The organism is Xinfangfangia pollutisoli, from assembly GCF_020179405.1.
In the GTDB taxonomy this organism is placed as follows: domain Bacteria; phylum Pseudomonadota; class Alphaproteobacteria; order Rhodobacterales; family Rhodobacteraceae; genus Pseudogemmobacter; species Pseudogemmobacter pollutisoli.
Genome location: NZ_JAICBZ010000065.1, coordinates 1 through 22,907 on the forward strand (window position 1 = coordinate 1; position 22,907 = coordinate 22,907).

The window sequence follows — 22,907 nt, forward strand, 5'->3', positions numbered from 1 at the left end:
GCCTTCAGCCGCGCGGCGGCGATCTGCAACACCGCCTCGACCAGCGGCAAAGCCGGGGGCAGGGCGTCGGGCCCGGCGGCCGAGCCGGTGACGGCGCCCGCAGGCGCGCCAGGATCGGCCACAAGTTCGGCCGGCCCCGCGCCCTGATCGGTGAAGACCTGCCGGTAAACCTCGCCCCGCCGGGCATCTTCCAGCACGGTCAAGGGCCGGGGCAGGCCCTGGGCCAGCGCCTCCAGCCGGGTGACGCCGATCGCCGGCAGGCCCAGGCCCAGCGCCAGGCCCCGGGTCGCGGCGACCGCGATGCGAATGCCGGTGAAATTGCCCGGGCCGGTGCAGACGGCCAGCGCGGCAAGGTCGCGCCAGCCCAGGCCCGCCTCGGCCAGCACCGCCTCGGCCAAGGGCAGCAGGCGTTCGGCCTGGCCCTTTTCCATCGGCTCGTCACGGGAGAACACGCGGCCGCCCGGCCCCAGCAGCGCCACGGCGCAATGCGGGCCGGACGTGTCCAGCGCCAGAAGGAAAGGCTTGGTCGTCATCGGCTCAGGCCGCGACGGGGCGGACCTCGGTCACTTCCGGGATGTAATGGCGCAACAGGTTCTCGATCCCCATCTTCAGCGTCAGCGTCGACGAGGGGCAGCCCGCGCAGGCGCCCTGCATATGCAGATAGACGACGCCCCGGTCGAAGCCGTGGAAGGTGATGTCGCCACCATCCTGCGCCACGGCCGGGCGCACCCGCGTGTCCAGCAATTCCTTGATCTGGCGCACGATATCGCCATCCTCGCCGCTATGCGCGGCATGGCCGCCCGCAGCGCCTTCGCCTTCGACCGCCGCGGCGCCCGACTGGAAATGCTCCATGATCGCGCCCAGGATCGCCGGCTTGATATGCTGCCAGTCGATCTCGTCGGCCTTGGTCACGGTGATGAAGTCATGGCCGAGGAAGACCCCGGTCACCCCGCCCGCCGCAAAGATGCGCCGTGCCAGGGGCGAGGCCGCGCCAGCCTCGGCTGTGGGAAAATCGGCGGTGCCGATCTCCAGCACGGTCTGACCCGGCAGGAATTTCAGCGTCGCCGGGTTGGGCGTGGATTCCGTCTGGATGAACATCATTCAATCTCCGACCTTTGCAGTCGGATATGCGCCCGCGGGGGGCGCAAGTCAAGGTTTGGAACGATTCCAAATTGTCGCCCGGGCGGGTCAGGCGGCCGGTTGCGGCCCAGGCCCGACCCCGGCTGCGGGCGGTGCCGGGTCAGGCCCGGTCGCTGCCCCAATAGGCATACATCTGCTCGATCGCCGACAGGGCGCGCAGGTTCACGTTGCGCAGGACCGCACGTTCTTCGGCATGGAAGGTCACCGCGGCGGCGGCGGGGGCGGCTTGTTGCGGACGTTTCGCGGGTTTGACGGACATTATTTCCGTGCTCCTTGACTGGAGGTGATCTCTCCCTCGGGGGCCATATAGGCCTGTGCCGCAGCGCAGAAAACAGGGAAGGGCGCAAGGCCGGGCTGCGCTGGCGGCATGGCTGGGCCGGTGGGGCCGCTGGGGCCTGAGGCCCGGAAATGATTGGGAAATCGGCCGGCGGCCCCGGCGGGCGGGGCTGCCGTTACGTCACTTGTAGCAGTGCAGCGGCACCACCGCATCGGCCACGCCCTGCGGCACTTCGCCCGACATCTCGCCACTGGTGCCCGCGCCCTGCGGCCGGGTGATGCGGTTCTGCGCCAGGAAGGTCAGCAAGGGCCCCGAGGGCACGGCGAAGTTCATGTTCTGCGGCAGCGAGCCGGTTTCTTCCAGGATCGCCATGTCGTCGACCCGCGCCACCACGACGCCGATCACCGCGCCCTTCTTGTTCAGAAGCGGCCCGCCGGAATTGCCGGGCTGCACCGGGGCGGTGATCATCACCCGGTTGGACGACCCGTCAATGCCGCGCAGCGCGCTGACATTGCCGCTGGTGACCGTCAGGCCCTGATCCAGCGAGGTGTAATAGGGATAGCCCAGCGCGGTGACGGTTTCGCCCAGTTTCGGCACTTCCAGCGCCGACAGTTTCAGCCAGGCGGCCGAATCCGCCGCACCCGACAGGACGGCCAGGTCCAGGCTGGAATCCTGGGCGATGATCTCCAGCGGCGTGCCGTCGATCATCGCGACCGCGCCGCATTCGTCGATCACATGCGCGGCGGTGACCAGGATCGTCGGGGCGATGTAGAAGCCCGAGCCCGAGCCGATCAGCGTGCCGGTGACCTTGTCTTTCGGCGGGGCTGCGGGGGCCGCCACCTCGGTTCCGCCCGGGGCGACAGGCGGGGCGCCCGCGCCGGGGATCGGGGCGGGGCCGGGGGCCACGCCGATCCCGCCGGGGGCCGCGGGCACCGGGGCCGGCGCGCCGGGCGCGGGCGTGCCCAGAACCGGCGGATTGGGCGTGGGCGTTGCGCCGACATCCACCGTCTTCGGCGGCGGCTCGGTCGCCACGGGCGGCGCGCTGGGGGTCGGGGCCGGGGCCTCGGCCATGCCGGGCGGCATCGGCCGGCGCACCTGATCCTTCGGATCGCTGGGCGCCGAGGGCGAGACCGGCGCGACCGAGGCGGTGCTTTGGCCGTTCACGATCTGGTCGATCACCCCGCCATCGGTCCAGAGCAGCGTCGCCGGACTGCCGCCGATCACCACCGAACTGGCCAGCAGGTTCAGCTGCGGGAAATAGTCGGCCCGGATCACGATGGAAATCGTCGACCACTGGCTGCCCACCTTGTCGGACCGCGCATAGGCGATGAAGCCGTCATTGATCTCGGTCGAGGTGATCCACAGCGTGTCATCGGAATACTGGAACGGATCCGCCCCGGCCGCCTGCTTGCCCATGAACCAGTCATGCACGCTTTTCATCCCGCCGAAATCGTCGAAGCGGACGATCATCGAAAAGCCCTTGTCCTCGGACAGGAATTCGATGGCCGTCTCATTATCGACCTGTTTCAGCAGTTCGAACGGGTGCAGATACGAGATATTGTTCGATTCCGAATAGAACAGCTGCCAGCCGTTCTTCACCCGCTCATCCTCGAAATCCAGGATCAGATCCTTCAGGTCGCGGAAGCGCGGCGTCGCGGTGGCCTCTTCGCGCTGCGTATAGGCCACCAGCGCGCTTTGGGCGTCCTTGTTCCAGACCCCGTCCAGGAACCCGTAATAATCGCCGGAAAACGACAGCGCGGCCTGCAGGGTCGCAATGTCTTCGCGGCTCATGACCGCGGCGTCGAAGGGCTGATCCAGCCAGCTTTGCGCCTCGGCGCGCAGGGGCGCGAAAAGCAGGGTCACGAACAGCAGGAAAGCCGAGGCAATGGCGCGCATGGGGAAAATTCCAGGCGTTGAAGAACGGGGGACGTTGAAGATCGGGTCGGTGAAGGTCGGGTCGGTCAAGATCGGCGACAGACAGGATCGGGTCACGGCATGGTGACCCGGTCGGGGGGCGGATTTCAAGGAAATCTTGCGTGAGCCGGGGTGCGGGATACCCGAGGTTGCAGGCCCGCATCGCCGCCGGCGCGCCCGGGGCCCAGCGCGGCGGGCGGGCCCTGCGGTCAGGTGATCGCCTCCAGCCGTTCCTTCGACATGTCGCCCGGCACGATGGTGATCGGGATCGGCAGGTTGCCGGAATTGCGGCTCATCGCGGTGACCAGCGGGCCCGGCCCGTTCTTGTCGGTGCCCGCGCCCAGCACCAGAACCGAGATCTGCGGGTCTTCGCTGACCTGGGCCAGGATCTCGTTCACCGGATCGCCCTCGCGGATCACCAGTTCCGGGTTCACCCCCTGCTTGTCGCGCATCCATTTGGCGAAAACCTCGAAATGCGCCTCGATCCGTTCGCGCGCCTCGGCCCGCATCAGATCGGCGACGCCCATCCAGTGCTGGTATTCCTCGGGCGGGACGATCGACAGGATGGTGACCCCGCCGCCGGTATGGGCGGCGCGCAGCGCGGCAAAGCGCATCGCATTCAGGCATTCGCGGCTGTCATCCAGGACAACAAGGAACTTGCGCATGGGGGGCCTCCGATATCGCGGCGGATCATGAACCGGCGCGGGGGCCGATGGCAAGCCTCGGGCGGCGCGCGTCTGGCCGGGCGGTCATGCGCCGAACCGCGCCAGGGCGGCGATCCCCGCGCGGGTCATCAGGGCCGAGCGCGCCACGCTCAGCACCATCAGCGCGGCCCAAAGCCCGTGATTGCCGAAGGCCGGCGCCAGCACCGCCAGCGCCAAAGCGTAGATCGCGGCGCTGGCCAGCATCAGCTGGCGCATCTCGCGCGTCAGCGTGGCGCCGATGAAGACGCCGTCCCAGGTCCAGGCCACGGTGCCCAGAATCGGCGCCATCACCATCCAGGGCAGGTAGTGCCGCGCCTCGGCCCGCACATCGGGGGCGGTGGTCATCACGTCGATCAGCGCCCCGCCCGCCAGCGCGAAGACCAGCCCCAGCAGCAGCGACCCGATCAGCCCCCAGGCCAGCGTCATCTTCACCGCCCGCTTCACCTGCCCCGGCGCGCGGGCGCCCACCGCCTGGCCCACCAGCGTCTCGGCCGCGAAGGCAAAGCCGTCCAGCGCATAGGCGGTGATTTCCAGGAATTGCAGGTTCACCTGATTGGCGGCCAGCGTCACATCGCCGAAGCCCGCGCCGAAGAAGACGAAGGCCACGAAGCACAGATGCAGCGCGACCGAGCGCAGCATGATGTCGCGATTGACCGCGAACATCCGGCCCAGCGCGCTTCTGTCGGCCAGCCGCGCCCGCGCCTGGACAAGGCCGGGCCCGAAGGCCTGACGGCACAGCCACAGGCCCAGCACGATCCCCGACCATTCGGCGATGACCGAGGCCGAGGCCACGCCGGCCACGCCCCAGCCCAGGCCCAGGACGAACCACAGGTCCAGCACCACATTGATGCCATTGACCAGAAGCTGGATCGCGATCATCGCGCGCGGCCGTTCCAGCGCCAGCAGCCAGCCGGTGATCGCATAGGCGCCGATCGTCGCGGGCGCGCCCCAAAGCCGGATCGACAGATAGGTCTGCGCCAGCGATTCCACCTCGGCACTGGCCGGTGCCAGCGCCAGCGCGCCCTGGATCAGCAGCGCCTGGCCCAGGATCAGCACCAGGCCCAAAACGCCCGCCACGATCAGCGCGCGCAACAGGATGGCCGCGCGTTCGGCCTCGTCGCCCGCGCCATGCGCCTGCGCGGCCAGGCCCGATGTGCCCATGCGCAGGAAGCCGAAGGCCCAGTAGACCATCGCCAGCACCACCGCCCCCAGGCCCACCGCGCCAATCGGCGCGGCCGCGCCCATCTGGCCCACGACGCCGGTATCGACGGCGCCCAGCAGGGGCACGGTGGCATTCGACAGGATGATCGGCCCGGCGATCTTCCAGATCCGGCGATGGGTCAGGGGCGCCGTCGGCGCGGCGGACGCGACGCCGCTCATGCCGCGTCTGCCTCGCGCAGCAGGAAATGCCCGGTGCCCTGGGCGAACAGCCGGCTGCGGTCGTCCTGCCAGGCCTCGACATGCACGCTGGCATAGCGCCGGCCCGAGCGCACGATCCGCGCTGCGGCAAAGGCATCGCGCGCCAGGCCGGGGCGCAGATAATCGACCGTCAGGTCAATGGTCTTGGGCATCGGCCGGGCCGCGGCGGCGGCCTTGTTCCAGGGGCCTTCGTCGCTGGCCAGATCCTGCCACAACAGCCCGACGATCGCCGTCACCTCCAGCAGCGCCGCCGTCACCCCGCCATGCAGCGCCGGCAGCATCGGATTGCCGATCAGCATCGGCTGGAACGGCAGGACCGAGATCAGCCTCTCATCGGCGCGGCGCAGTTCCAGCCCCAGGAAGCGCAGATAGGGGATGCTCGCGGCCAGTTCGGCCAGATGCAGGTCGCGCGGATCGGTCATCGGCCGAGATCCAGCGTGAAGGCGCCGGTGCCCATCGCGACGGGCCGGCTTTCATCGGCATCGCAGGCGATGACGCGCACGAAGGCGACCGAGCGGGTGACATGGTGGCATTCCGCCACGGCGCGGATCACCTGGCCGGGGGTGGCGGGGCGCATGTAGTCGATGCGCAGATCCAGCGTCGCGGTGCTGCGCGGGCCGGTCGGATGCGACATCACCGCCGCGCCCGAGGCCGTGTCCATCAGCGTCGACACCGCGCCGCCCGCGATCACGCCGGTCGCCGGATCGCCGATCAGCCGCGGATCGTAGGGCATGGCCAGAACCGCCCGGCCCTCGCCGATCTCTTCCATCTCCAGCCCCAACGCCGCCGCATGGGGCAGAGCCTGGATGAAACGTTGGGCAGTGGCGCGGCGGTCGGTCATGCGGCCATGAAAGCCATGACACCCGCCCGGACGCAAGAGGGCAGGGGCCCTGACGCGGCGCGACCCAGGGGCGGGCCCGGGGGCAGCACGGGCCGCGCCGGCCTGCGGCATCGCCGCCGCGGGCCGCGCTGTTGCATGCGGCCGGAGCCGCGCCTAGGATCGACGCAGGCCGCCCCTGCCACAAGGGCCGCGGGCGCAGGATGCAGGACCGGGGGGAAGGATGGCCGAGGAGCTTCGTCTCAGCTTCAAGGAAATGTGCGCCCGGTTCGACGTGACGCCGCGCACCCTGCGCTATTACGAATATATCGAGCTGCTGGCCCCCGAGAAGGAAGGCCGCGCCCGGTTCTACGGGCCCCGCGAAGTGGCGCGGATGAAGCTGATCCTGCGCGGCCGCCGCTTCGGCTTTTCGCTGGAAGAGATCCGGCAATGGCTGCTGATCTATGGCCGAAAGGGCGAAAAGCAGCAGTTGCAGCAATGGCTTGACATGGCCTCGCGCCAAATTGACGCGCTGGGGCGCCAGCGCGAGGATCTGGACAATGCCATCGCCGATCTGCGCGCGCTGCGCGAAACCGCGGCCGAGGAACTGGCCCGCCTGTCCGACGACTGACCCGCCCGGTCCGGCCGCGCGCCTGCCCCATCCCCCCGCCAGCCCGCGACCCCGACCCCGCTCGCCAGACTGTGAGCGGCGGGATCCTGCTCTGACGTGACGTTACAGTGACGTGCACGTCAATTGATCTGTTATGACTTGGGGGTACCGATGTTCAAGTTCCGCAACCCTGCCGCCAAAGTTCAACGTCAGTCCCCAGTACCTGTGAGCCTGCCATGACCCCGACCGAGATCCCGCTTCAGGGCGAAGAGCTGATGACCATCCGCGAAATGTGCGATGCCTTCCAGGTCACGCCGCGCACCCTGCGCTTCTACGAGGCGAAGGAACTGCTGCATCCGATCCGTCAGGGCAGCCGCCGGCTGTTCACCCGGCGCGACCGGGCGCGGCTGAAGCTGATCCTGCGCGGCAAGCGCTTCGGCTTCTCGCTGGAAGACATCCGGCAGACGCTGGACCTGTACGACCGCGAAGGCTCGAACCTGCAGCAATTGCTGCGCACCTATGACATCGCCTGCGCCCGTCTGGGCACGATGGAGGCGCAGCGCGACGAGCTGACCGAGGCGATCGGCGATCTGAAACACGAACTCGACCAGATGGCGGCGCGGATCGCCAGCATCCGCAAGGCGGCCGAATAGGCCGCGCCATCGGGCAAACGAAACTGAAGGGAGGACCGAATGACCAGCTACACCGCCCCCGTGAAGGATATGCAATTCCTTCTGCATGAGGTGATGAATGTCTCTGCCGCCGACATTCCCGGCTATGGCGATCTGGACGAAAGCTTCACCGCCGCGGTGCTGGACGAGGCCGGCAAGGTCGCGTCCGACGTGCTGGCGCCGCTGAACGCGGTGGGCGACCGCGAGGGCTGCGTGCTGGAAAACGGCGTGGTGCGCACGCCCAAGGGCTTTGACGCGGCCTTCAAGGCGATGAAGGACGGCGGCTGGACCGCGCTGGATTGCGACCCGGACTATGGCGGTCAGGGCCTGCCCTATATCGTCAATACCGCGGTGGGCGAGATCTTCGTGTCGGCCAACATGGCCTTCAACATGTATCAGGGCCTGACCCATGGCGCCTATTCGGCGATCCACACCCATGGCACGGCCGAACAGAAGGCCAGATACCTGCCGAAGATGGTCAGCTGCGACTGGACCGGCACGATGAACCTGACCGAGCCGCATTGCGGCACCGATCTGGGCCTGATGCGCACCAAGGCCGAGCCGCAGGCGGATGGCAGCTATCTGGTCACCGGGCAGAAGATCTTCATCTCGGCGGGCGAGCATGATCTGGCCGAGAACATCATCCATCTGGTTCTGGCCAAGGCGCCGGGCGGCGGCGAAGGCACGCGGGGCGTGTCGCTGTTCATCGTTCCGAAAGTTCTTGTGAACGAAGATGGCTCGCTTGGCGCGCGCAATGCGGTCAGCTGCGGCAAGCTGGAAGAGAAGATGGGGATCCACGGCAATGCCACTTGCGTGATGAACTATGACGGCGCCCGCGGCTGGCTTCTGGGCGAGCTGCACAAGGGCATGAAGGCCATGTTCACCATGATGAACGAGGCCCGGCTTGGCGTGGGCCTGCAGGGCTATGCCGTGGCCGAGGCGGCCTATCAGAATGCGCTGGCCTATGCGAAGGACCGGCTGCAGGGCCGCGCGGTGACGGGGGCGGAAAACCCGAACGGGCCGGCCGATCCGCTGATCGTGCATCCCGACATCCGCCGCAACCTGATGGAGCAGAAAAGCTTTGTCGAAGGCGCCCGCGCGCTGACCTTCTGGGGCGCCTCGCTGATCGACGCCGCGCACCGAAAGGGCGATGCGGCGGCCGACGGGCTGGTCGGGCTTTTGACCCCGGTGATCAAGGGCTTCCAGACCGACAAGGGCTTTGAAATGGCGGTGCAGGCCCAGCAGATCTATGGCGGGCACGGCTATATCGAGGAACAGGGCATGTCCCAGTTCGCCCGTGATGCGCGCATCGCGATGATCTACGAAGGCGCGAACGGGGTGCAGGCGCTGGATCTGGTCGGGCGCAAGCTGGCGCTGGATGGCGGCAAGCATGTGATGGCCTTCTTCGAAATGGTGAAGGCCGAATGCAAGGCGCATGACGGCGACGACCGGATGAAGCCCTTCACCGAGCCGCTGAAGGCGGCCTCGAAGCAGATGCAGGCGGCGGGGATGTATTTCATGCAGAACGGCATGAAGAACCCCAATGCGGCGCTGGCCGGGTCTTACGACTTCATGCATCTGATGGGCCATGTCTGCCTGGGCCTGATGTGGACGCGAATCGCCAAGGCGGCGCATGCGGCGCTGGATGCGGGCCGGGGCGATGCGGTGTTCCTGAAGGCCAAGCTTGCGACCGGGCGTTTCTACATGGCCCGCCAACTGCCGGCCTGCGCCACCCATCTGGCGCGGATCGAAAGCGGGGCCGAGCCGGTTATGGCGCTGGAGGCGGAAGCGTTCTAGGCTTGGACCAGGCTTTGGGGGCAGGGCGATCTTTCGCCGAAAGATCGCGCCCTCCCCCGGCCGTTTCCGCCTGCAGGAGGTGTCGATGCCCAAGCGTTTCCGTCTGACCCGCCGCTTCCCGGTCGCGATGACCGAGGACGGCTATCGCAGGCTGAAACGCTTCGCGCGCGAGGCCGGGCTGGACGAGGGCGAGGCGCTGTCCTTCCTGTTCGAGCATTTCGACAGCGTGACGGATACGGACAATCTGACCCACCGGCTCAGGCTGTTCAACGCGGAACTGGAGGCGCGCAAGGGCTAGGGCGTGGCTTTGCCTTGGGGGCGGGCAGGGCCAAAGCCAGGGCGCGATGTAGACGCGATATAGACCGAAGGAAGACGCAAGGAAGACGGGTGGCAGGGGTTAACGAAGGCTTAAGCCTGGCCCCTTCATCCTGGTGCAAGACGATGGGAGGGACGGCAATGGTGGCGCAGCTTTACTGTTTCGGCGAAAGCGGGAACGCCTATAAATGCGCGCTGGCGCTTGAATTTACCGGCACGCCCTGGACGCCGGTCCATGTCGATTTCTTCAATGGCGGCGCCCGCACGCCAGAGTTCCGCGCCGTGAACGAGATGGGCGAAGTGCCTGTTTTCGTTGACGGAGATCTGGTCATCAGCCAATCCGGCCTGATCCTGGACCATATCGCCGATCAAACCGGCCAGCTGGGCGGCGCCTCGCCCGAAGACCGGCGCGAGATCTGGCGCTGGCTGCTGTGGGACAATCACAAACTCTCGGGCCAGGCCGGCACCTGCCGCTTCCTGTCGAATTTCCTGCCCGAAGCCAAACGCCCCCCGGGCGTGATCCCCTTTCTGCAGGGCCGGCTGAAGGCGGCCTACCGGGTGCTGGACGACCATCTGGCCCAGCGCGACTGGATCGCGGGCACGGCACCCAGCATCGCCGATCTGTCCTGCTGTTCCTATCTGTATTACCCCGAGCCCTTCGGCTTTGCCCGCGCCGACTGGCCGCGGATCGACGCCTGGCTTGACCGCATCGCCGGCCTGCCGGGCTGGAAACACCCCTATGACCTGATGCAGCGGGCCTTCCCGCCTGCCGCCGCCTGAGGAGAGCCGATCATGACCGAAGCCTATATTTACGACGCCATCCGCACCCCGCGCGGCAAGGGCCGCCCGGATGGCAGCCTGCACGAGGTCACCTCGGTTGCGCTTTCGGCCGGCATCCTGAACGCGGTCAAGGATCGCAACGGCCTGTCCGGCCATGCGGTGGAAGACGTGATCTGGGGCAATGTCACCCAGGTCGGCGAACAGGGCGGCTGTCTGGCGCGCTCGGCCGTTCTGTATTCCGACCTGGATGAATCGATCCCGGGACTGGCGATCAACCGCTTCTGCGCGAGCGGTATGGAGGCGGTGAACCTGGCCGCGAACCAGGTCAAGGGCGGCGCGGGCGAGGCCTATATCGCCGGCGGGGTCGAGATGATGGGGCGCGTCGCCATGGGCAGCGACGGGGCGGCGATTGCCGTCGATCCGACGCTGGCCATGAAAACCTATTTCGTGCCGCAGGGGATCAGCGCCGACATCATCGCCACCGAATATGGTTTCACCCGCGAACAGGCCGATGCGCTGGCCGTCGAATCCCAGCGCCGCGCCGCTGCCGCCTGGCAAGCGGAGCGCTTCAAGGGCTCGGTCGTGCCGGTCAGGGACCGCAACGGGCTGATCATTCTCGACCGCGACGAATACATGCGCCCCGACACCACGGCCGAGGCGCTGGGCGCGCTGAAACCGTCTTTCAAGGACATGGGCGAGGCGATGCCGGGCTTCGACAAGATCGCCCTGATGAAATACCCGCATCTCGAACGGGTGAACCACATCCACCATGCCGGCAATTCCAGCGGCATCGTGGATGGGGCGGCCGCCGTTCTGATCGGCTCGAAAGCCTTTGGCGAGGCGAACGGGCTGAAGCCCCGCGCCCGCATCCGCGCCACGGCCAAGATCGGCACCGATCCGACCATCATGCTGACCGGCCCCGTGCCGGTGACCGAAAAGATCCTGCGCGATTCCGGCATGTCGATCAAGGACATCGACCTGTTCGAGGTGAACGAGGCCTTCGCCTCGGTCGTCCTGCGCTTCATGCAGGCCTTCGATGTCGACCCGGCGCTGGTGAACCCGAATGGCGGCTCGATCGCCATGGGCCACCCCTTGGGCGCGACCGGCGCGATCATCATCGGCACGCTTCTGGACGAGCTGGAACGAACCGGCAAGGGCACCGGCCTTGCCACGCTTTGCATCGCCTCCGGCATGGGGGCGGCCACGATCATTGAAAGGGTCTAGCGATGAAGGCGGAAGAGGCATTCCTGGCTTTGGGAGACCGGCTCAGCCGTGCGCTGCAAACCGGCAACGCGGCGCTGTACCGCTCGATCATGACACTGCCCTTGCGGATCGTGCCGCAGCACGGGGCGGCCTTCGTGATCCATGGCACCGAGGATCTGGACGCCGATTTCGCCACCTATCGCAATGCGATCGTGGCGGCCGGGGTGACCGATATCCGCCGCGAGATGATCGGCGTCACCCAAGTGCCCGAGGGGCATCGGGTGCGCTACACCGTCACGCTTCTGGTGGGCGACACGCCGCGCGGCGCCCCGCATGAAACCGAGATGCTGCTGGTGCCCACGCCCACCGGGCTGAAGATCGCCGAACTGGCCTCGACCTCGACGCTGATCGACTGGACCCGGCACCGCGGCGCCTCGGGCCAGGCGCCGCAGACGCATTAGGGGCAGGAAATGCCGAAGCTTGATCTCGACACGGTGCCGGTGAAGACCGGCTCGACCTATCCCGACCCCTATGCCGCGATGGTGCAGGGCCGGTCCAGCCTGCGGCTGGGAGAGGCGGCGGGGCTGACGCAGTTCGGCGTCAATCTGGTGCGGCTGGAACCGGGGGCGATGTCCAGCCTGCGGCATTGGCATCTGGCCGAGGATGAATTCGTCATGGTCCTGTCGGGCGAATGCGTGATGGTGCAGGACGAGGGCGAAACCTTGATGCGCCCCGGCGATTGCGCGGGCTTTCCGGCCGGGTCGACCAATGGCCACCATTTCCTGAACCGCAGCGATCAGCTGGCAACCTTTCTGGTCGTGGGCGCGAAGGCCCCGCGCGAGGTTGCGACCTATTCGGATGTCGATCTGCGCCTTGAACTGGACCAGGGAAGGGCGCGCTTCACCTACAAGGATGGCAGCGACTGGGCGGGGCCGCGGTGAAGATCGCGCTGGCAGATGCGCCCGCTTCGGACGGGGCGGGGCGGTCCTCGCTGTCGCTGTCGGGCGGGCCCGGCGGGCTGACGCAGTTCGGCTGCAGTCTTGAGACGCTGGCGCCGGGGGCCTGGTCCTCGACCCGGCACTGGCATTCGGCGGAAGACGAATTCCTGTTCGTGCTTGAGGGCGTGGTGACGCTGCAGGACGACGCCGGGATGACCGAGCTTTACCCAGGCGATGCGGTCTGCTGGCCCTTTGGCGATCCGAATGCGCATCACCTGACCAATCGGGGCCAGGCGCCCTGTCGCTACATCATCGCGGGCAGCCGGGTGGCGGGCGATATCTGCACCTATCCCGATGACGGCCGCCGCCAGGTGAATTTCGAAACCACATGGCAGATGCAGGCCGCGGACGGCACCGTGCTGCGCGGCGGCGATCTGCCGGCCGAATTGCTGAACCTGCCGCCGCTCTGGGGGCGTCGCGCCGAAGGCCGGCCGCAGCGCATCCAGCGCGCCGCAACCCGGCACTGGGTGGTGGAAGACGGCTATGTCCACCCGATCCTTGGCCCGCTGGGCCCCTATCGCCATTGCGTTCTGGGCGATCCCGGCGGCCTGTCGCAATTCGGCGTGCATCTGGAAGAGCTGCCCGCGGGCGGCCTGTCCTCGTTCCGGCACTGGCACGAGGCCGAGGATGAGCTGGTCTATGTCCTGTCCGGCCAGCCGCTTCTGGTCGAGGATGCGGAAACGCCGCTGGCCCCGGGCCAGGGGGCCCGCTGGCGGGCGGGCGTTCCGGTCGGGCATTGCCTGAACAACCCCGGCCCCGCGCCGGCCGTCTATCTGACCTTCGGCACAAGGCTGCCGCAGGACATCATCCATTACACCGATCACGACCTGATCACCCACAAAGACGGGGCTGCGCGCCGCTATCTGCGCCGCGACGGCAGCCCCTGGCCGCAAGGAGGAAAACCATGACCGATTTCACCGCCAAGACCGATGCCGATGGCGTGACGACCATCACCTGGGACGTTCCCGGCAAGTCGATGAACGTCATGTCCATGGCGGGCTTTGCCGAGCTGAACGGGCTGATCGACGCTGCCTTGGCCGATCCTTCCGTGAAGGGGGTGATCATCACCTCGGGCAAGAAGGATTTTGCCGGCGGCATGGATCTGAACGTGATCGCCCAGATGCGGGCGGGCGGCGCGCAGGCGATCTTTGACGGCGTGATGCAGATGCATCAGGTCCTGCGCAAGATCGAACTCGCGGGCATGGACTTCAAGACCAAGAAGGGCGGGAAACCCGTGGTCGCGGCGCTGCCGGGCACCGCGCTGGGCATCGGGCTGGAACTGCCCTTGGCCTGCCACCGCATCATCGCGGCCGAGAATCCCAAGGCCAAGATCGGCCTGCCCGAGATCATGGTCGGCATTTTCCCCGGCGGCGGCGGCACCACCCGGCTGGCGCGCAAGCTGGGCGCGATGATGGCGGCGCCCTTCCTGCTCGAGGGCAAACTGTCGGACCCCAAGGGGGCCAAGGCCGCGGGCCTGATCGACGAGGTCGTCCCGGCCGACCAGTTGCTGGCCCGCGCCAAGGACTGGGTGCTGGCGGCGAAAGAGGCCGATCTGGTGAAACCCTGGGACGAGAAGGGCTACAAGATGCCCGGCGGCGCGCCCTATCATCCGGCCGGCTTCATGACCTTCGTCGGCGCCTCGGCCATGGTGCATGGCAAGACGCAAGGGGTCTATCCGGCGGCGAAGGCGCTGCTGGCTGCCGTCTACGAAGGCGCGCTGGTGCCCTTTGACGCGGCCCTGCGGATCGAGGCGCGGCAGTTCACCGCCGTTCTGATGAACCCCTCGTCCTCGGCGATGATCCGGTCGCTGTTCATCAACAAGGAAGCGCTGGAGAAAGGCGCCAACCGGCCCGAAGCGCCCGACCAGACGGTCAAGAAGCTGGGCGTGCTGGGCGCCGGCATGATGGGGGCGGGGATCGCCTATGTCAGCGCGCAGGCCGGGATCGAGGTGGTGCTGATCGACGCGGCGCAAGAGGCGGCGGATCGTGGCAAGGCCTATTCCGAGGGGCTTCTCGACAAGGGTATGAAGCGCGGCAAGGTCACGGCCGAGAAGAAGGCCGAGGTTCTGGGCCGCATCACCGCCACGACCGATTATGCCGCGCTTGATGGCGTGGACCTGATCGTGGAAGCGGTGTTCGAAGACCCCAAGGTCAAGGCCGAGGTCACCGCCAAGGCCGAGGCCGCGGCCGGCCCGGGCGCGATCTTCGCCACCAATACCTCGACCCTGCCGATCTCGGCACTCGCCCGCGCCAGCGCGCGGCCCGAGCAGTTCATCGGCATTCATTTCTTCTCGCCCGTCGACAAGATGATGCTGGTTGAAATCATCCGCGGCCGCGAAACCGGCACGGTCGCCGTCGCCAAGGCGCTGGATTTCGTGCGCCAGATCCGCAAGACCCCGATCGTCGTGAACGATGCGCGGTTCTTCTACGCCAATCGCTGCATCATCCCCTATATCAACGAAGGCATCCGCATGGTCGCTGAAGGGGTTGAGCCGGCGCTGGTGGAAAACGCCGCAAAGCTGGTCGGCATGCCGCTGGGCCCGCTGCAGCTGGTCGATGAAACCTCGATCGACCTGGGGGTGAAGATCGCCAAGGCGACCAAGGCGGCGATGGGGGCCGACTATCCCGATGGCGCGGTCGATGACGTGCTGTTCTGGATGGCCGATCAGGGCCGCCTTGGCCGCAAGGCCAATGCCGGCTTCTACGCCTATTCGGAAAAGGGCGAGCGGCTGGGTCTGTGGGAAGGTCTGGCGCCGAAATACCCGCTCGACAAGATGCAGCCCTCGCTGGGCGATGTGCAGCACCGGCTGCTGATGGCCCAGGTGCTGGAAGCGGTGCGGGCGCTGGAAGCCGGCGTTCTGACCGATATCCGCGAAGGCGACGTGGGCGCCATCCTGGGCTGGGGCTTCGCGCCCTGGTCGGGCGGCCCGTTCTCGTGGCTGGATATCATCGGCGCGCCGCGTGCGGTCGAGATCTGCCGCGGGCTGGTGGCGCAATTCGGCCACCGGTTCGAAGCGCCGGCGCTGCTGCGCGAGATGGCCGAGAAGGGCGAAACCTTCTATGGCCGCTTTGGCGGCGGGGCGGCGAAGGCGGCCTGATCGGGCAGGGCAGGGGGGGGGCGGCCGACGCCCCCCTTTTACCGGCGCGAGGCCACGACCAGCCCGCCCGCGATCAGCGCCGCGCCGATCATGTGGAAGCCCTCGATCCTTTCGCCCAGAAACACCACCGCCAGGACGCTGCCGAAGACCGGCAGCAGATGGATGAACAGCCCCGCGCGCCCTGCGCCCACCAGTTCCACCCCGCGGTTGAAGCACAGGTAGGACAGAAAGCTGGGGAAGATCACCAGATAGGCCAGCGCCAGCAGGTTCGGCGCGGTCAGGGCCAGCACATGGCCCGACAGATGCTCGGCGATGTAGAAGGGCAACAGCGCCAGCGCGCCCAGGGCGAACAACCCGGCCAGAAAGCTGAGCGGATGCAGCGCCGGCCGCCGCCGCAGCAGCGCCGAATAGAAGGCATAGGCCACCACCGCCGCCAGAACCCACAGATCGCCGCGGTTGATCGCCAGCTGCGCCAATGCCTGCGGGTGGCCGCGCGTGGCGATGAACACGACGCCCGTCAGCGACAGGACCACGCCCGCGCTTTGCAGCAGGCCCGGCCTTTCCCCGTATAGCAGGAAGCAGACGATCAGGATCAGCAGCGGCATGGCCGATTGCATCAGCAGCGCATTGACCGAGGTGGTCTCGCGCAGGCCGAAATAGACGAAGGTGTTGAAACAGGAGATGCCCAGCACCGCCAGCAGCGCCACGATCGGCAGATGGCGGCACAGGACCCGCGCCTCGGCGGCGAAATCCACCCTTCCGCGGGCCAGAAGCAGGATCGGGATCAGCGCCAGAACCCAGCGCCAGAAGGCCAGCGAAATGGGCGGCGCGCTGGTCAGGATGGCGCGGCCGACGATGAAATTCCCGGCCCAGAACAGGGGCGCCAGCACCAGAAGCAGATAGGCATTGTTCCAGATCCGCGCCCGCAGCCCCAAAGGCCCCGCTGCGCCATCGCCCTTGCCCCGCTGATCCATCCCCGCCGCCTTTCCTGTGCCGGCACCTTTCCCCGGCGGCGGGGCAGGGTCAAGCCGGGCCGCGTGCATTGCCCCGGCGCGGGGGCTGCGGCTAGATTGACGGCCAGGCGCGAAGGAGACTGGGCATGCAGCCGCCGATGGACAGATGGGGCGTCACGGCCGAGCTGGCTCCGCTGACCGGCGGGCATCGCAACCTGGCCTTCCGCAGCCATGGCCTGGACCGCGATCTGGTGTTCAAGACCACCCGACGCAGCCCCGCGGCGATCGACTGGCTGGGGACGGTCCATCAGATCGCCCGCGCCTGCGGCTTTGTCGTGCCGACACCTCTGCCCAGCCGCGCGGGCCGGCGGGTCGAAGACGGCTGGACCTGCGAGCCGCTGATCGAGGGGCGCGCCCTTGCCGCGGACGAGCTTCCCGGACTTCTGCCGCAGATCCGGCGCTTTCAGGCCTTGGCGCGCGACCTGCCGCAGCGCCCGGGCTTTCTGTCTGCGCGCGATCTGCTGGCGGCCCCGGCGGGCGGCGATGTCGATCTGGCGCATCTGCCCGACGATCTGGTCCGGCACTGCCGGGCCGCCTGGCAGGCGGTGGCCGGGCAGGCGGAAACCATCGTGCATGGCGATCTGACCCCGGCGAACCTGCTGCGCTGCCCCGACGGGGCGGTGGCGCTGCTGGATTGGGACGAATGCCGCCGCGATCTGGCGCTGTTCGATCTGGGCCTGCTGGGGCCTGCCAGCGCGGCCGAGCGCCGCGCCCAGCTGGCCTGGGAGGTCGCCTGTTCGTGGCAGATCGAGCCCGACCATGCGCGCCGTCTGGCGCTGCAGCTTCAGGACGGGGCAAGGCCCGCCGCGTCTTCGAACCCATAGCCGAAGCGCGCGATATCCTCGGCGCAGAGATCGGCGATCAGCGCGGCATCGGCATCGCTGTAATGCGGCCGCCAGTCGCGCGCGCGGGGCGAGGCATTGGCGTGGGGCAGCGACAGGCGAAAGCCCAGATGCGCTTCGAACGGGGCGGCGTCTTCGGCGAAATGCTCCAGCCGGATGAAGATCGCCTGCTGTTCGGCCCCGTCGCGGCGGCGCAGATAGGCGCCATAGGGCCAAAGCCGCAGCGCGGTGCGGGTCTGGCCATGGTTCAGGAAGGTGCTGAAATCATGGGTCTTTGCCAGGCCCACCGCCGGATGGGCAAAGCTTTGTTCGCGCAGCCAGTGGTAATAGCTGACCGCCCGGTCCCAGGGGTTGCGCACCATGGCGACCGGCTGCAGGGCCGCGATCTCGTCCTCGGTCAGCAGGCCCGGCAGATCGGCGAGGGTCGAGTGTTTCCACAGCCGCCCCGCCGCCTTGACCCCCTTCCAGCGCCCCGCCCGCCTGCGCGCCTTGGGCGTGTCGCCGATCAGGATATCGTCCTTGGCGGCCCGCGCCTCCAGCGCCAGGCTTAGCGCCGTGCCGCCGGTTTTCGGGATATGGACGAAGATATAGCGGCGTGCGCGCGAAATGATCATGCGCCCGCCCGCCCGTCAGAACAGCCGTCCGCCCAGGGGCACATCCTGCCCTGGGCCGATCAGCACCACTTCGCCCGCCGCATCCGGCACGCCCAGCACCAGCACCTCGCTTTTCACCGGGCCGATCTGGCGGGGCGGGAAATTCACCACCGCCAGAACCTGCCGGCCGATCAGCGCCTCGGGCGTGTAATGCACGGTGATCTGGGCCGAGGACTTCTTCACCCCCAGATCGCCGCCGAAATCGACCCACAGCTTGATCGCCGGCTTCTTCGCCTCGGGGAAGGGCTCGGCCTGCACGATCCGGCCGACGCGGATGTCGACCTTCTGGAAATCGTCATAGCCGATCACTTGCCCAGCTCCCGCCCGCGGTCGGCGGCGGCCTTGACGGCGCGTTTCAGCAGGGGCGGAAAGCCGGTTGCCGGGTCCATCAGCACCGCCAGCGCCGCGGCCGTGGTGCCGCCGGGCGACGTGACGTTGATCCGCAATTGCGCCGCAGAATCGGGCGAACGCTGCGCCAGTTCCCCCGCCCCGCAGACCGTGGCGCGCGCCAGTTGCATCGCCACATCGGCGGGCAGGCCCTCGGCCTCGCCGGCCGCCGCCATCGCCTCGATCAGATGGAAGACATAGGCCGGGCCCGAGCCGGAGACGGCGGTGACCGCGTCGATCTGATGCTCACCCTCCAGCCGCACCACCTGGCCGACCGCTTGCATCAGCGCCTCGGCCAGCGCCAGGCCTTCGGCGTTGACATGGGCATTGCCGCAGATCGCGGTGATGCCGCGCCCGACCATCGCGGGGGTGTTCGGCATGGTGCGCACGATCGGCGTGCCGGCGCCCAGGGCCGCCTCGAATGTGGCAATCGTCGTGCCGGCCGCGATCGAGACGAACAGCGTGCCGCCGCCCCCCAGCGCCTGCAGGGCCGGCAGCGCCGCGCCCATCATCTGCGGCTTCACCGCCAGCAGCGCCACGGCCGGCGCCTTGGGCAGGCCCTGGTTCAGATGCACGCCGCTGTCTTTCAGCCAGTCGGTCGGGTTGGGTTCGATCACCCAGATCGACGCCGCGGGCAGCCCCGCCGCCAGCCATCCCGCCAAGAGGGCCGAGCCCATCTTGCCGCAGCCCAAAAGCACAAGCCCATCGCGGGCCACGATTTCCAAAGACATGGACACCCCCATTTGCGGGGCAGGTTAGACCGGCTTGCCGCCGGGTGAAAGCGGCATCGCGCCGGCATCGGGACAGTGGCGTTTCCGAAAACGCCGGGCCACAGCCTTTGAAGGCATCGGCGCTCAGGCCCGGCCGTAAGCCTCGGCAATCGCGACTTTCATCGCCTCGGCCGGGGTTTTCGACCCCCAGAGCGACAGCTGAAACGCCGGATAGAACCGTTCCGAGGCCATGACGGCGCTGGCGATCAGCCGGTCGATCTGCTCGGGCCCCGCGATCTGGCCGCCCGCCAGGCACAGGCCATAGCGCCAGACCATCAGCTTCTGCTCGGCCCACCAGGTGAAGGCCCCGGTCCAGACCATGTCATTGCAGCGGTTCAGAAGATCGTACAATTGCGGCAGACGCTCTTCCGGCGGCTCCATCTCGAAGGTACAGATCAGCCGCAGCGTTTCGTCCTGCGGCGACCAGGCCAGCGTCAGCGAGTAGCTGCGCCACTGGCCTTCGACCTGCATGGCGATCTGGTCTTCGGTCACCCGGTCGAATTCCCAGTCGTGATGTTCGGCCAGGGTCTCGACGATGTCGATCGGGTGGATGTCTTCGGCAAGAAGATAGTCTTCGGAAAGCGACATGGCCCGGCCTCATCATTAGGCTTACCGCGGGCCAAGACCCACAACAAGCTGGGTGTCTGGCAAGGACAAGCGTTTGCCTAACGATGTCCTTACTAGATATAGTGGGCGGGCCCGGGAACCCTGTAAAGCAAATTCTTCTGTGGAAAACGCGATCGGCGGGGGGGCGGTGTGGCTTGCCACGGAAGTTTGCAGGGTTTGACACCGAAGTTCGCAGCAGCGCGCATTCTGCGGTGGTTGACATCGAGACCCGGGCGACGAGGCGATGCGTCTGACGGCCGCGCCCTTTGATGCCCGGCTGAACGGCGATGACGCTGCCCTGTCCGATGCAGCGAAGGCCGGGCTGGCGCCGTTCCTCGAAAAGGGCTGCGCGGCCTGCCATTCGGGGGTGAATTCGGGGGTGAATGTCGGCGGGCATGGCTATTGTCCGGTCGGGCTGACCGGCACGCTGCCGCCGCTCACCCTGCCGGTCCTGCCGGCTGAAACCGCGACGACGCCGAAGCCGGTGCCCATGGCGCCCTGATCTGCTTCGCCCAGGGCGGGGGCCGATCTTTCGTCGAAAGATCGCGCCCGGCCCCGGCGGGGACGCAAAGGTCGGTTTCGGGCATGACGGGGCGCGCGGGGCCCGTTAGGTTCCGGCGAATGTCACAGGACCGCATTCTTCCCGGCATCCTTCTGATGCTGCTGTTCTGCCTGCTTGCGCCGCTTCTGGATGTGGCGGCAAAGCTGGCGGCCCAAGGCGGCATTCCGGTGGGCCAGATCACCCTGGCGCGCTTTGCCGTTCAGGCCGCGCTGATGCTACCGGTCACGCTGATCCTGGGCCACAGCCTGCGGCTGACGCCGCGGGCGCTGGGCTTTGTGACCCTGCGCGCGATCTTCCTGGTGATCTCGACCTTCGCCTTCGTGTCGGGGCTGCGCGTCATGCCGATCGCCGATGCGCTGGCGATCGTCTTTGTCGAGCCCTTCATCCTGCTGTTCCTGGGCCGGCTGATCTTCGGCGATCAGGTCGGGCCACGCCGGATCGCCGCGGCGGTGGTGGGGTTTCTGGGCGTCTTGCTGGTGATTCAGCCCGCCTTCGACACCTTCGGGCTGGTGGCGCTGTGGCCGCTCTGCACGGCGCTGTTCTTCTCGTTCTACATGCTCGTGACCCGGGCGATCTCGGTCTACATGCATCCGGTGCCGATGCAGCTGCACACCAGCTGGACCGGGCTGGCGCTGTGCCTGCCCCTGACGATCGGCTTCGCCGGCGGGCCGGTGGCCGAGCTGGATACGGTCTGGCCGCAGGGGCTGATGTGGCTGTGGCTGTTCGGCGTCGGCTTCTGGGCGGCGGTCAGCCATATGTGCATGACCTATGCGCTGCGCCTGGCGCCTTCGGCCACGCTGGCGCCGCTGCATTATCTGGAAATCGTCACCGCCGTCGCGCTGGGCTGGGCGATCTTCGGCGATCTGCCGAATCGCGAGACCTGGGCGGGAATCGCCGTCATCGTCGGCTCGGGCCTGTATGTCATCCACCGCGAGCGGATCGCGGCGCGCCAGGGGCAAGCGCCGCAATCGCCGCATCCAGGCGCCGCCGCGGAAGGATGACCACCATGCCCGGCCCCGAGACCCGAAGCGTCACCTGCCGCGCCGTGACCCGGTTCGAGGTGCCGATCATGCCATCGGGCGCAAAGCGCAAGCCGTGAAGCGGCCAGTGCAACCCCTGGCTTTCGGCGCGCAGCCGCGCCAGCGGGAACAGCGAGAAGGGCTCGCCCGGGCGGGTGGCGATCGTCAGTTCGGGCGGGCAGGCAAAGGCGAAATCCTTGGGCCCCAGCACCAGGCAGGGCCGGTCGGCATGGCGCACCAGCGCGTTCAGCACCGCCAGCCCGTGGTCGATCCGCGCGCCCTGAAAGCCCAGGGCCAGCACGAAAGGCGCGGCGATGCGCGACAGGGCCTTGTCGAAATCGGTGGTGTCCTGTTCGGCTTGCGGAAACAGCCGCTCGGCCGGGATCGCCGCCCGCGCGCCCGGCGACAGGCTGTCGAAATCGCCGATCACCGCATCGGGCATATGGCCCGCCGCCAAGAGCCGGTCGGCGCCGCTGTCGGCCGCCACGGCCAGCGGCGCGCGCGCCAGCGCCAGCCGCAGATCGCGGGCCGAAACCGGGCCGCCACCCACCAGAGTGACCCCGCCAGAGGATTGGACAATCGGCTGATTCATGCGGATACTGTTCGAATTAAGGCAATATTCCGGGGTCGGGAACACAATCAATCCTTCAAATTACCCTTGTCTGTCCATGGATTTGAACAGACGGGTGGTCATCTTGCCAGTATCGCGGAAGTCTGAGGGCTGCATCCATGCTCGGTGCCAACAAGATCTTGACGGTGTCCTACGGGACTTTCAGCTGCACGCTGGAAGGCTTCGATGAACCGTTCAATACGATGAAGGCCATTGCCGAGTATTTCCGCGATCTTGCCGCGGAAGACCGGTATTTCGGGGCAGAACCGCCCCAGCCCGATGCGGCGATGCTGCATCGGATCGCCGAGCGCGAGATCCAGCGCCGGGTCGAAGCCCGGGTGCAGGACAATGGGGTGATCCTGCGTGCGAATGATCCGGCCGAGGGGACCGCGACCCCCGCCGAATCGCCCGCACCCGCTTTGCCTGCCGCCGCTCTGCCCGCCACAAATCCCGCGGCGGAAACCCCGCCGGTGCCGCCGCCGGCCGAGGCGCCGGTCGCAGCGCAGCCCGAACGCGACACTGAACGCGAAGCCGAAGCCGAAGCCGCGCCCGAAGCGCCCGCGCTTTCCGCCGCCCCCGAGGATGAGCCGTTCGAGCCCGCCCCGCGGGTCGAACCGGAACCCGAACCCGAAGCGCCGGCCGTGGCCCCGGGCAGGCCCGAAGGCGTGGCGGCCAAGCTGGCGCGGCTGCGCCGTGCGGTGGC

Annotated in this window: 27 protein-coding genes and 1 pseudogene; 14 read left to right on the forward strand and 14 right to left on the reverse strand. The window is 68.0% G+C overall.

The genetic code is table 11. The features are described from left to right. From tsaB to K1Y73_RS16245, 8 genes are all read right to left on the reverse strand, one after another. Positions 1-533, reverse strand: a 533-nt coding sequence (gene tsaB, locus K1Y73_RS16210; RefSeq protein WP_225029353.1) for a tRNA (adenosine(37)-N6)-threonylcarbamoyltransferase complex dimerization subunit type 1 TsaB, incomplete at its 3' end; no start/stop codon positions are given. 4 nt (positions 534-537) lie between these two features. Beyond that, positions 538-1,098 (reverse strand): NifU family protein, encoded by a 561-nt coding sequence (locus K1Y73_RS16215; protein ID WP_225029378.1) that lies wholly within the window; start codon positions 1,096-1,098, stop codon positions 538-540. A 142-nt stretch (positions 1,099-1,240) separates the two neighbouring features. Next, positions 1,241-1,399: a hypothetical protein gene (locus tag K1Y73_RS16220; RefSeq protein WP_225029354.1), complete on the reverse strand. Its 159-nt coding sequence runs from the start codon at positions 1,397-1,399 to the stop codon at positions 1,241-1,243. Between the two features lie 198 nt (positions 1,400-1,597). Beyond that, positions 1,598-3,313: a S1C family serine protease gene (locus K1Y73_RS16225; RefSeq protein WP_225029355.1), complete on the reverse strand. Its 1,716-nt coding sequence runs from the start codon at positions 3,311-3,313 to the stop codon at positions 1,598-1,600. A 227-nt stretch (positions 3,314-3,540) separates the two neighbouring features. Continuing rightward, positions 3,541-3,996 (reverse strand): universal stress protein, encoded by a 456-nt coding sequence (locus tag K1Y73_RS16230; RefSeq protein WP_225029356.1) that lies wholly within the window; start codon positions 3,994-3,996, stop codon positions 3,541-3,543. 84 nt (positions 3,997-4,080) lie between these two features. Beyond that, positions 4,081-5,415: an MATE family efflux transporter gene (locus tag K1Y73_RS16235; RefSeq protein ID WP_225029357.1), complete on the reverse strand. Its 1,335-nt coding sequence runs from the start codon at positions 5,413-5,415 to the stop codon at positions 4,081-4,083. Further along, the gene (locus K1Y73_RS16240) at positions 5,412-5,876 is read right to left on the reverse strand and encodes a PaaI family thioesterase (protein ID WP_225029358.1); all 465 of its coding nucleotides are present in this window, start codon (positions 5,874-5,876) and stop codon (positions 5,412-5,414) included. The genes K1Y73_RS16235 and K1Y73_RS16240 overlap by 4 nt, the downstream gene beginning before the upstream one ends. Continuing rightward, a complete protein-coding gene (locus K1Y73_RS16245; RefSeq protein WP_225029359.1) occupies positions 5,873-6,295 on the reverse strand; it encodes a PaaI family thioesterase in 423 nt (140 codons plus the stop codon). The genes K1Y73_RS16240 and K1Y73_RS16245 overlap by 4 nt, the downstream gene beginning before the upstream one ends. Before the next feature lie 220 nt (positions 6,296-6,515). Between K1Y73_RS16245 and K1Y73_RS16250 the strand changes: the two genes are divergently transcribed. From K1Y73_RS16250 to K1Y73_RS16295, 10 genes are all read left to right on the forward strand, one after another. Beyond that, entirely contained in the window at positions 6,516-6,902 is a 387-nt protein-coding gene (locus tag K1Y73_RS16250; RefSeq protein WP_225029360.1) for a MerR family transcriptional regulator, read from the forward strand. Positions 6,903-7,117: 215 nt separating this feature from the next. Then, positions 7,118-7,534 carry a MerR family transcriptional regulator gene (locus tag K1Y73_RS16255; RefSeq protein ID WP_225029361.1) on the forward strand — a complete coding sequence of 139 codons (417 nt, stop codon included), beginning with the start codon at positions 7,118-7,120 and terminating at the stop codon, positions 7,532-7,534. Positions 7,535-7,573: 39 nt separating this feature from the next. Continuing rightward, positions 7,574-9,349 carry an acyl-CoA dehydrogenase C-terminal domain-containing protein gene (locus tag K1Y73_RS16260; protein ID WP_225029362.1) on the forward strand — a complete coding sequence of 592 codons (1,776 nt, stop codon included), beginning with the start codon at positions 7,574-7,576 and terminating at the stop codon, positions 9,347-9,349. Between the two features lie 85 nt (positions 9,350-9,434). Further along, on the forward strand, positions 9,435-9,647 hold the full coding sequence (locus K1Y73_RS16265; RefSeq protein WP_225029363.1) for a hypothetical protein: 213 nt from the start codon (positions 9,435-9,437) through the stop codon (positions 9,645-9,647). 158 nt (positions 9,648-9,805) lie between these two features. Continuing rightward, on the forward strand, positions 9,806-10,444 hold the full coding sequence (locus K1Y73_RS16270) for a glutathione S-transferase family protein (RefSeq protein WP_225029364.1): 639 nt from the start codon (positions 9,806-9,808) through the stop codon (positions 10,442-10,444). A 12-nt stretch (positions 10,445-10,456) separates the two neighbouring features. Next, complete coding sequence (locus K1Y73_RS16275; protein ID WP_225029365.1) at positions 10,457-11,668, forward strand: acetyl-CoA C-acetyltransferase; 1,212 nt, start codon at positions 10,457-10,459, stop codon at positions 11,666-11,668. Positions 11,669-11,670: 2 nt separating this feature from the next. Then, on the forward strand, positions 11,671-12,108 hold the full coding sequence (locus tag K1Y73_RS16280) for a hypothetical protein (RefSeq protein ID WP_225029366.1): 438 nt from the start codon (positions 11,671-11,673) through the stop codon (positions 12,106-12,108). A 9-nt stretch (positions 12,109-12,117) separates the two neighbouring features. Then, entirely contained in the window at positions 12,118-12,588 is a 471-nt protein-coding gene (locus K1Y73_RS16285) for a cupin domain-containing protein (RefSeq protein WP_225029367.1), read from the forward strand. Continuing rightward, the gene (locus tag K1Y73_RS16290; RefSeq protein WP_225029368.1) at positions 12,585-13,553 is read left to right on the forward strand and encodes a cupin domain-containing protein; all 969 of its coding nucleotides are present in this window, start codon (positions 12,585-12,587) and stop codon (positions 13,551-13,553) included. The genes K1Y73_RS16285 and K1Y73_RS16290 overlap by 4 nt, the downstream gene beginning before the upstream one ends. Continuing rightward, on the forward strand, positions 13,550-15,742 hold the full coding sequence (locus K1Y73_RS16295; RefSeq protein WP_225029369.1) for a 3-hydroxyacyl-CoA dehydrogenase NAD-binding domain-containing protein: 2,193 nt from the start codon (positions 13,550-13,552) through the stop codon (positions 15,740-15,742). The genes K1Y73_RS16290 and K1Y73_RS16295 overlap by 4 nt, the downstream gene beginning before the upstream one ends. Positions 15,743-15,780: 38 nt before the next feature. On the opposite strand, the gene K1Y73_RS16300 is transcribed toward K1Y73_RS16295, so the two are convergent. After that, positions 15,781-16,716: a DMT family transporter gene (locus K1Y73_RS16300; protein WP_225029370.1), complete on the reverse strand. Its 936-nt coding sequence runs from the start codon at positions 16,714-16,716 to the stop codon at positions 15,781-15,783. A 125-nt stretch (positions 16,717-16,841) separates the two neighbouring features. Between K1Y73_RS16300 and K1Y73_RS16305 the strand changes: the two genes are divergently transcribed. Further along, positions 16,842-17,579, forward strand: a complete 738-nt coding sequence (locus tag K1Y73_RS16305) for a phosphotransferase (protein WP_225029371.1) — start codon at positions 16,842-16,844, stop codon at positions 17,577-17,579. Here the strand turns inward: K1Y73_RS16305 and K1Y73_RS16310 are convergent. The 4 genes from K1Y73_RS16310 to K1Y73_RS16325 form a co-directional block, all read right to left on the reverse strand. Beyond that, entirely contained in the window at positions 17,540-18,211 is a 672-nt protein-coding gene (locus K1Y73_RS16310) for a sulfotransferase family protein (RefSeq protein ID WP_225029372.1), read from the reverse strand. The two genes, K1Y73_RS16305 and K1Y73_RS16310, sit on opposite strands and share 40 nt — an antisense overlap. A gap of 15 nt (positions 18,212-18,226) precedes the next feature. Continuing rightward, on the reverse strand, positions 18,227-18,559 hold the full coding sequence (locus tag K1Y73_RS16315) for a tRNA-binding protein (protein WP_225029373.1): 333 nt from the start codon (positions 18,557-18,559) through the stop codon (positions 18,227-18,229). After that, positions 18,556-19,368, reverse strand: a complete 813-nt coding sequence (proC, locus tag K1Y73_RS16320; RefSeq protein ID WP_225029374.1) for a pyrroline-5-carboxylate reductase — start codon at positions 19,366-19,368, stop codon at positions 18,556-18,558. The genes K1Y73_RS16315 and proC overlap by 4 nt, the downstream gene beginning before the upstream one ends. Positions 19,369-19,491: 123 nt before the next feature. After that, positions 19,492-19,995, reverse strand: a complete 504-nt coding sequence (locus K1Y73_RS16325; RefSeq protein ID WP_225029375.1) for a type III secretion system chaperone family protein — start codon at positions 19,993-19,995, stop codon at positions 19,492-19,494. 262 nt (positions 19,996-20,257) lie between these two features. On the opposite strand from K1Y73_RS16325, the gene K1Y73_RS16330 reads away from it, so the two are divergent. Beyond that, the gene (locus tag K1Y73_RS16330; protein WP_404819099.1) at positions 20,258-20,515 is read left to right on the forward strand and encodes a hypothetical protein; all 258 of its coding nucleotides are present in this window, start codon (positions 20,258-20,260) and stop codon (positions 20,513-20,515) included. Positions 20,516-20,634: 119 nt separating this feature from the next. Beyond that, the gene (locus K1Y73_RS16335) at positions 20,635-21,576 is read left to right on the forward strand and encodes a DMT family transporter (RefSeq protein WP_225029376.1); all 942 of its coding nucleotides are present in this window, start codon (positions 20,635-20,637) and stop codon (positions 21,574-21,576) included. Here the strand turns inward: K1Y73_RS16335 and K1Y73_RS16340 are convergent. After that, positions 21,497-22,186 carry a thiamine diphosphokinase gene (locus K1Y73_RS16340; RefSeq protein WP_225029377.1) on the reverse strand — a complete coding sequence of 230 codons (690 nt, stop codon included), beginning with the start codon at positions 22,184-22,186 and terminating at the stop codon, positions 21,497-21,499. The two genes, K1Y73_RS16335 and K1Y73_RS16340, sit on opposite strands and share 80 nt — an antisense overlap. A 164-nt stretch (positions 22,187-22,350) precedes the next feature. On the opposite strand from K1Y73_RS16340, the pseudogene K1Y73_RS16345 reads away from it, so the two are divergent. After that, positions 22,351-22,907: pseudogene (locus K1Y73_RS16345) on the forward strand (chemotaxis protein CheA); the annotation flags it as partial.

Excerpts from the sequence above, each read along its gene's own strand:
- K1Y73_RS16215 (WP_225029378.1), bottom strand. The coding sequence starts at position 1,098 with ATGTTCATCCAGACGGAATCCACGCCCAACCCGGCGACGCTGAAATTC.
- K1Y73_RS16305 (WP_225029371.1), top strand. The coding sequence starts at position 16,842 with ATGCAGCCGCCGATGGACAGATGGGGCGTCACGGCCGAGCTGGCTCCG.
- K1Y73_RS16230 (WP_225029356.1), bottom strand. The coding sequence starts at position 3,996 with ATGCGCAAGTTCCTTGTTGTCCTGGATGACAGCCGCGAATGCCTGAAT.
- K1Y73_RS16220 (WP_225029354.1), bottom strand. The coding sequence starts at position 1,399 with ATGTCCGTCAAACCCGCGAAACGTCCGCAACAAGCCGCCCCCGCCGCC.
- K1Y73_RS16300 (WP_225029370.1), bottom strand. The coding sequence starts at position 16,716 with ATGGATCAGCGGGGCAAGGGCGATGGCGCAGCGGGGCCTTTGGGGCTG.
- K1Y73_RS16235 (WP_225029357.1), bottom strand. The coding sequence starts at position 5,415 with ATGAGCGGCGTCGCGTCCGCCGCGCCGACGGCGCCCCTGACCCATCGC.
- K1Y73_RS16330 (WP_404819099.1), top strand. The coding sequence starts at position 20,258 with ATGCGTCTGACGGCCGCGCCCTTTGATGCCCGGCTGAACGGCGATGAC.
- K1Y73_RS16295 (WP_225029369.1), top strand. The coding sequence starts at position 13,550 with ATGACCGATTTCACCGCCAAGACCGATGCCGATGGCGTGACGACCATC.
- K1Y73_RS16270 (WP_225029364.1), top strand. The coding sequence starts at position 9,806 with ATGGTGGCGCAGCTTTACTGTTTCGGCGAAAGCGGGAACGCCTATAAA.
- K1Y73_RS16255 (WP_225029361.1), top strand. The coding sequence starts at position 7,118 with ATGACCCCGACCGAGATCCCGCTTCAGGGCGAAGAGCTGATGACCATC.
- K1Y73_RS16325 (WP_225029375.1), bottom strand. The coding sequence starts at position 19,995 with ATGTCGCTTTCCGAAGACTATCTTCTTGCCGAAGACATCCACCCGATC.
- K1Y73_RS16340 (WP_225029377.1), bottom strand. The coding sequence starts at position 22,186 with ATGAATCAGCCGATTGTCCAATCCTCTGGCGGGGTCACTCTGGTGGGT.
- K1Y73_RS16310 (WP_225029372.1), bottom strand. The coding sequence starts at position 18,211 with ATGATCATTTCGCGCGCACGCCGCTATATCTTCGTCCATATCCCGAAA.
- K1Y73_RS16260 (WP_225029362.1), top strand. The coding sequence starts at position 7,574 with ATGACCAGCTACACCGCCCCCGTGAAGGATATGCAATTCCTTCTGCAT.
- K1Y73_RS16225 (WP_225029355.1), bottom strand. The coding sequence starts at position 3,313 with ATGCGCGCCATTGCCTCGGCTTTCCTGCTGTTCGTGACCCTGCTTTTC.
- K1Y73_RS16275 (WP_225029365.1), top strand. The coding sequence starts at position 10,457 with ATGACCGAAGCCTATATTTACGACGCCATCCGCACCCCGCGCGGCAAG.
- K1Y73_RS16265 (WP_225029363.1), top strand. The coding sequence starts at position 9,435 with ATGCCCAAGCGTTTCCGTCTGACCCGCCGCTTCCCGGTCGCGATGACC.
- proC (WP_225029374.1), bottom strand. The coding sequence starts at position 19,368 with ATGTCTTTGGAAATCGTGGCCCGCGATGGGCTTGTGCTTTTGGGCTGC.
- K1Y73_RS16250 (WP_225029360.1), top strand. The coding sequence starts at position 6,516 with ATGGCCGAGGAGCTTCGTCTCAGCTTCAAGGAAATGTGCGCCCGGTTC.
- K1Y73_RS16285 (WP_225029367.1), top strand. The coding sequence starts at position 12,118 with ATGCCGAAGCTTGATCTCGACACGGTGCCGGTGAAGACCGGCTCGACC.
- K1Y73_RS16280 (WP_225029366.1), top strand. The coding sequence starts at position 11,671 with ATGAAGGCGGAAGAGGCATTCCTGGCTTTGGGAGACCGGCTCAGCCGT.
- K1Y73_RS16240 (WP_225029358.1), bottom strand. The coding sequence starts at position 5,876 with ATGACCGATCCGCGCGACCTGCATCTGGCCGAACTGGCCGCGAGCATC.
- K1Y73_RS16335 (WP_225029376.1), top strand. The coding sequence starts at position 20,635 with ATGTCACAGGACCGCATTCTTCCCGGCATCCTTCTGATGCTGCTGTTC.
- K1Y73_RS16245 (WP_225029359.1), bottom strand. The coding sequence starts at position 6,295 with ATGACCGACCGCCGCGCCACTGCCCAACGTTTCATCCAGGCTCTGCCC.